The sequence below is a fragment of the Pseudomonas sp. Sample_9 genome (assembly GCF_004307535.1).
Taxonomy (GTDB): Bacteria; Pseudomonadota; Gammaproteobacteria; order Pseudomonadales; family Pseudomonadaceae; genus Aquipseudomonas; species Aquipseudomonas mercuritolerans.
The window spans coordinates 1-4,436 of sequence record NZ_RAZO01000426.1; the positions used below are offsets into that span (position 1 = coordinate 1).

5 protein-coding genes are annotated in these 4,436 nt (G+C 60.2%); 3 read left to right on the forward strand and 2 right to left on the reverse strand.

Annotated features, from left to right (window positions below; translation table 11 throughout):
- Together cptA and D6877_RS24375 are read right to left on the reverse strand one after the other, a co-directional pair.
- Positions 1–1,022: phosphoethanolamine transferase CptA (cptA, locus tag D6877_RS24370; protein WP_130912355.1), on the reverse strand; the 1,022-nt coding region annotated here is incomplete at its 3' end.
- Positions 1,023–1,233: 211 nt separating this feature from the next.
- Complete coding sequence (locus D6877_RS24375; RefSeq protein ID WP_016774671.1) at positions 1,234–1,416, reverse strand: DUF6026 family protein; 183 nt, start codon at positions 1,414–1,416, stop codon at positions 1,234–1,236.
- Positions 1,417–1,691: 275 nt separating this feature from the next.
- Here D6877_RS24375 and gnd point away from each other — a divergent pair, with 275 nt between their 5' ends.
- From gnd to D6877_RS24390, 3 genes are all read left to right on the forward strand, one after another.
- Complete coding sequence (gnd, locus tag D6877_RS24380; protein WP_122698319.1) at positions 1,692–2,672, forward strand: phosphogluconate dehydrogenase (NAD(+)-dependent, decarboxylating); 981 nt, start codon at positions 1,692–1,694, stop codon at positions 2,670–2,672.
- Positions 2,669–4,192, forward strand: a complete 1,524-nt coding sequence (gene zwf / locus D6877_RS24385) for a glucose-6-phosphate dehydrogenase (protein WP_130912356.1) — start codon at positions 2,669–2,671, stop codon at positions 4,190–4,192. Before gnd ends, zwf begins: the two co-directional genes overlap by 4 nt.
- A partial coding sequence (locus D6877_RS24390; protein WP_130912357.1) for an HAD-IIB family hydrolase occupies positions 4,189–4,436 on the forward strand: 248 nt, incomplete at its 3' end. The genes zwf and D6877_RS24390, both read left to right, overlap by 4 nt.

Here is a 4,436-nt window from a genome sequence, read left to right on the forward strand (position 1 = left end):
AAGGTCGTGAGCATGGTGTTGCGCTTGGTCATGGTCTGCTGGTTGGTGATCCAGAAGGTCTTGTAACCGGCCTGTTTCATCACGCTGACCAGCGATGGCGTCGACAGGTACAGATCCGGGTTCTGCTCATCGGCGAAGGTCAGCACTTGCTGCAGTGCCTCGATGGTGTACGGGCGCGGGGTAATGACGTTGTCGAAGATCGCCAGTTGATCCTTGAGCTTGTCGAGTTCCGGCGTGGTGTTGCGCGGATAACCGTAGAGGCTCATGCGTTGACGGTTGGTCGACTCACCGATGACCAGCACCAGCGTCGCCGGTTGCCCGGCCGAGGCGTCCTTGAGGTTTTTCAGCGGCGCGATCTTGCTGGCACTGTCGAGCATGCCTTGCATGTCCCCCAACGTTTCCAGATAGCGGTGATAGGCCACAGCCATCTGCCACGGCACGGCAGGCTCGATGCGGGTTTCGAATTTCTCGAAGCCTTCGGCGAAATTGCCCATGCGCATGGTTTGTTTGATCAGCGGATAACCGGCCACGGCGATGACGATCGCGGTCGCGGCAACCATTGCGCGTCCACGGGGCATGTACACCGGGCGCAGGCGCGTCCACAGAAAGTAGGCGAACGCGGTATGGGCGAGGAACGCCGGGATCATCCACCAGGCGAAATACTGGGTCATGTACTCGCCGGCTTCCGACACGTTCGACTCGAACATGATGAAGATGACGCTCTGCGAGAATTCCTGCTGATAGATAAAGAAGTAACCCAGGCTGGCCATCGAGCAGGCCCACAGCACCACACCGATGATCGCCGCAAGCAGGCGCGTCTGTTTGGGGAACAGCAGCATCGGCGCCAGCCACAGCGCGCTCATCACGAATGCCTGACGAAATCCGGTGAAGCCGGACGTGCCAGTCAGCTGGATCAGCAGTTGGGTAATACCCGAGAAGTACCAGAAGAAGACGAACAGCCAGATGAATCCGGCCCAGTCGAACCCGGTCGCAGTCGTTTTGCTGCGTTTGAACAATGCCATTCAGCGCTCCAGCTCAATCATCAGACCCACGCCGGAAACGCTTCCATGACACCGACGAACAGAGGCCGTACGCGCAGGCACGGCCAGAATGGGGCGGAGTATCCCCAAGGGCTTGTGAAAGATTTGTTAAGCGCCGCATTTGATGAGTATCAGGCGGTCAGAGGTGCAACGTGTCGGGAACGACGGGGGCCGTTCCCGAAGCAGGCGGGGATCAGGCGTGGGGTGCGCGCTGCACAACCGGACGCGGTTGCGGCTGCGAGCCCTGGGTCAATGCGCGCAATTGCGCCAATTCGTGCTTCAACTGGTCGCGCTCGTCTTTCAACTGGCGCAATTCATCGCGACGGATCGTAACGTAGAGGGTTTGTGGCGGCATTGCTGTGTGTACTGTGCCCATTGCTCACCTCGCAAATGGCGTGCATCAACTGTAAGTCACTCCTCGTTCCGAGGCGCTTGACTTACTATCGGCGCCAATTTTGATTTCTTTTGCCCTGGAAGGGAACTTTTTTATTTTTCATGGTCGGTGTGTCTTCGGCAGGATTCGGGGCGTTATCACTCTGGATCGGGCACAATGCCCGGAAACTTCATCGCAACGCTCTGGACTAACCTCCATCAGTCGCGTTGGGCTATAACCAATGACACACATTTATTTGTAGTAAGGAGCATCAGCACATGCAACTCGGGATTATTGGACTGGGCCGCATGGGCGGCAATATTGCGCGACGTCTGATGCTCAACGGGCACACCACCGTTGTTTACGACCGCAATACCGCTTTCATCGATAACCTGGTCGCCGAGGGCTCCACTGGCGTCGCTGACTTGCCAGCGCTGGTCGCCGGCCTCGACAAGCCGCGCGCGGTCTGGGTCATGCTGCCGGCCGGCGCACCGACCGAAGACACCATCAACACCCTGAGCGAACTGCTTGAACCCGGCGATACCATCATCGACGGCGGCAACACCAACTACAAGGACGACATTCGTCGCGCAAAGACGCTGAACGAGAAGGGCCTGCACTACATCGACGTCGGCACCTCCGGCGGCGTCTGGGGCCTGGAACGCGGCTATTGCATGATGATCGGTGGCGACGCCGAAACCGTGCAGCGTCTCGACCCGTTGTTCGCCGCACTGGCGCCGGGCATGGGCGACATCCCGCGCACCAAGGATCGCAAGTCCGATGACCACCGCGCCGAGCATGGCTACATCCACGCCGGTCCCGCCGGTGCCGGGCACTTCGTGAAGATGATCCACAACGGCATCGAGTACGGCATGATGGCCGCGTTCGCCGAGGGCTTCGACATCCTCAAGACCAAATCCAGCGAACGCCTGCCGGAAGATCAGCGTTTTGATCTCAACGTGGCGGACATCGCGGAAGTCTGGCGTCGTGGCAGCGTGGTTTCGTCGTGGCTGCTCGACCTGACTGCCGATGCGCTGGCCAGCGATCCGAAGCTCGACGGTTTCTCCGGCTCGGTAGCCGACAGCGGCGAAGGTCAATGGACCATCGAGGCGGCCATGGAGCAAGCCGTGCCGGTGCCAGTGCTGTCCAACTCGCTGTTCTCCCGTTACCGCTCGCGCGGGCAGGGCACCTTCGGTGACAAGATCCTGTCGGCACAACGCTTCGGCTTCGGCGGCCACGTGGAGATTGCCAAGAAATGACCCATACGATCCGCAGAAAATCCAAGGCAGAACCCGCACCACCGACGACGCTTTTTTTGTTCGGTGCCCACGGCGACCTGGTCAAGCGCTTGCTCATGCCGGCGCTGTACAACCTCAGTCGCGACGGCCTGCTCGACGAGAATCTGCGGATCGTCGGCGTTGATCACAACGCCATTACCGATGAAGCCTTCGCGCAAAAGCTTGAAGACTTCATCCGTACCGAAGTGGCGGCGAAGGTCGGCAAGGGCGATCAGATGCTTGATCCGCTCTTGTGGGCCAAGCTCGCCAAAGGCATCAGCTACGTCCAGGGCGATTTCCTCGACGACAGCACTTATTCAGCCCTGGCGGCGAAAATCGCCGACAGCGGCACCGGCAATGCGGTGTTCTACCTGGCCACCGCGCCGCGTTTCTTCAGTGAAGTGGTGCGCCGCCTCGGCAGCGCCGGTTTGCTCGAAGAAACTCCCGAAGCGTTCAGAAGGGTGGTGATCGAGAAGCCGTTCGGCTCCGACCTGCACACCGCCGAAGCCTTGAACGCGTGCCTGCTCAAGGTCATGAGCGAAAAGCAGATCTACCGGATCGACCATTACCTGGGCAAGGAAACCGTGCAGAACATTCTGGTCAGCCGGTTCTCCAACAGCCTGTTCGAAGCGTTCTGGAACAACCATTACATCGACCACGTGCAAATCACCGCGGCGGAAACCGTCGGCGTGGAAACCCGTGGCAGTTTTTACGAACACACCGGCGCATTGCGTGACATGGTGCCCAATCACCTGTTCCAGCTGCTGGCCATGGTCGCGATGGAGCCGCCGGCGGCTTTTGGCGCTGACGCGGTACGCGGCGAGAAGGCCAAAGTGGTCGGGGCGATTCGTCCCTGGTCCACCGAAGAAGCCCGGGCCAACTCGGTGCGCGGGCAGTACAGCGCTGGCGAGCGCGATGGCCAGCCGTTGAAGGGTTATCGCGAAGAAGCCAACGTGTCTCCCGACAGCACCACGGAAACCTATGTGGCGCTGAAGGTGATGATCGATAACTGGCGCTGGGTCGGCGTGCCGTTCTATCTGCGCACCGGCAAGCGCATGAGCGTGCGCGACACCGAGATCGTCATCTGCTTCAAACCGGCGCCGTACGCACAGTTCCGCGACACCGAAGTCGACGAGTTGCAGCCGACTTACCTGCGTATCCAGATCCAGCCAAACGAAGGCATGTGGTTCGACCTGCTGGCCAAGCGCCCGGGGCCGGCGCTGAACATGGCCAATATCGAGCTGGGTTTTGCGTATAAGGATTTCTTCGAGATGCAGCCGTCGACTGGCTACGAAACCTTGATCTACGACTGCCTGACCGGTGATCAGACGCTGTTCCAGCGTGCCGACAACATCGAGAACGGTTGGCGAGCCGTGCAGCCTTTCCTTGATGCGTGGCAGCAGGATGCCAGCGTCGAAACGTATGCGGCCGGCGAAGATGGCCCGCAGGCCGCCGAAGATCTGCTGACTCGCGATGGTCGCGTCTGGCACAGCCTGGGATGAGTGATTTGCCGAAACAACCGATACGTTTTTTGCTCAGCGACATGGACGGCACGTTGTTGCTGCCCGATCACACGCTGAATCAACGCACCATCGACGCGGTTCGTTCGTTGCGCGAAGCCGGCGTGCTGTTCAGCCTCGCCAGTGGCCGCCCGCCGAAAGCCATGTTGCAGCAGATCGAGGCGCTGGGCGTTGATCTGCCGACAGCGGCGTTCAATGGCGGCACCATCGTCAAACCGGACGGCAC

Excerpts from the sequence above, each read along its gene's own strand:
- D6877_RS24375 (WP_016774671.1), bottom strand. The coding sequence starts at position 1,416 with ATGGGCACAGTACACACAGCAATGCCGCCACAAACCCTCTACGTTACG.
- gnd (WP_122698319.1), top strand. The coding sequence starts at position 1,692 with ATGCAACTCGGGATTATTGGACTGGGCCGCATGGGCGGCAATATTGCG.
- zwf (WP_130912356.1), top strand. The coding sequence starts at position 2,669 with ATGACCCATACGATCCGCAGAAAATCCAAGGCAGAACCCGCACCACCG.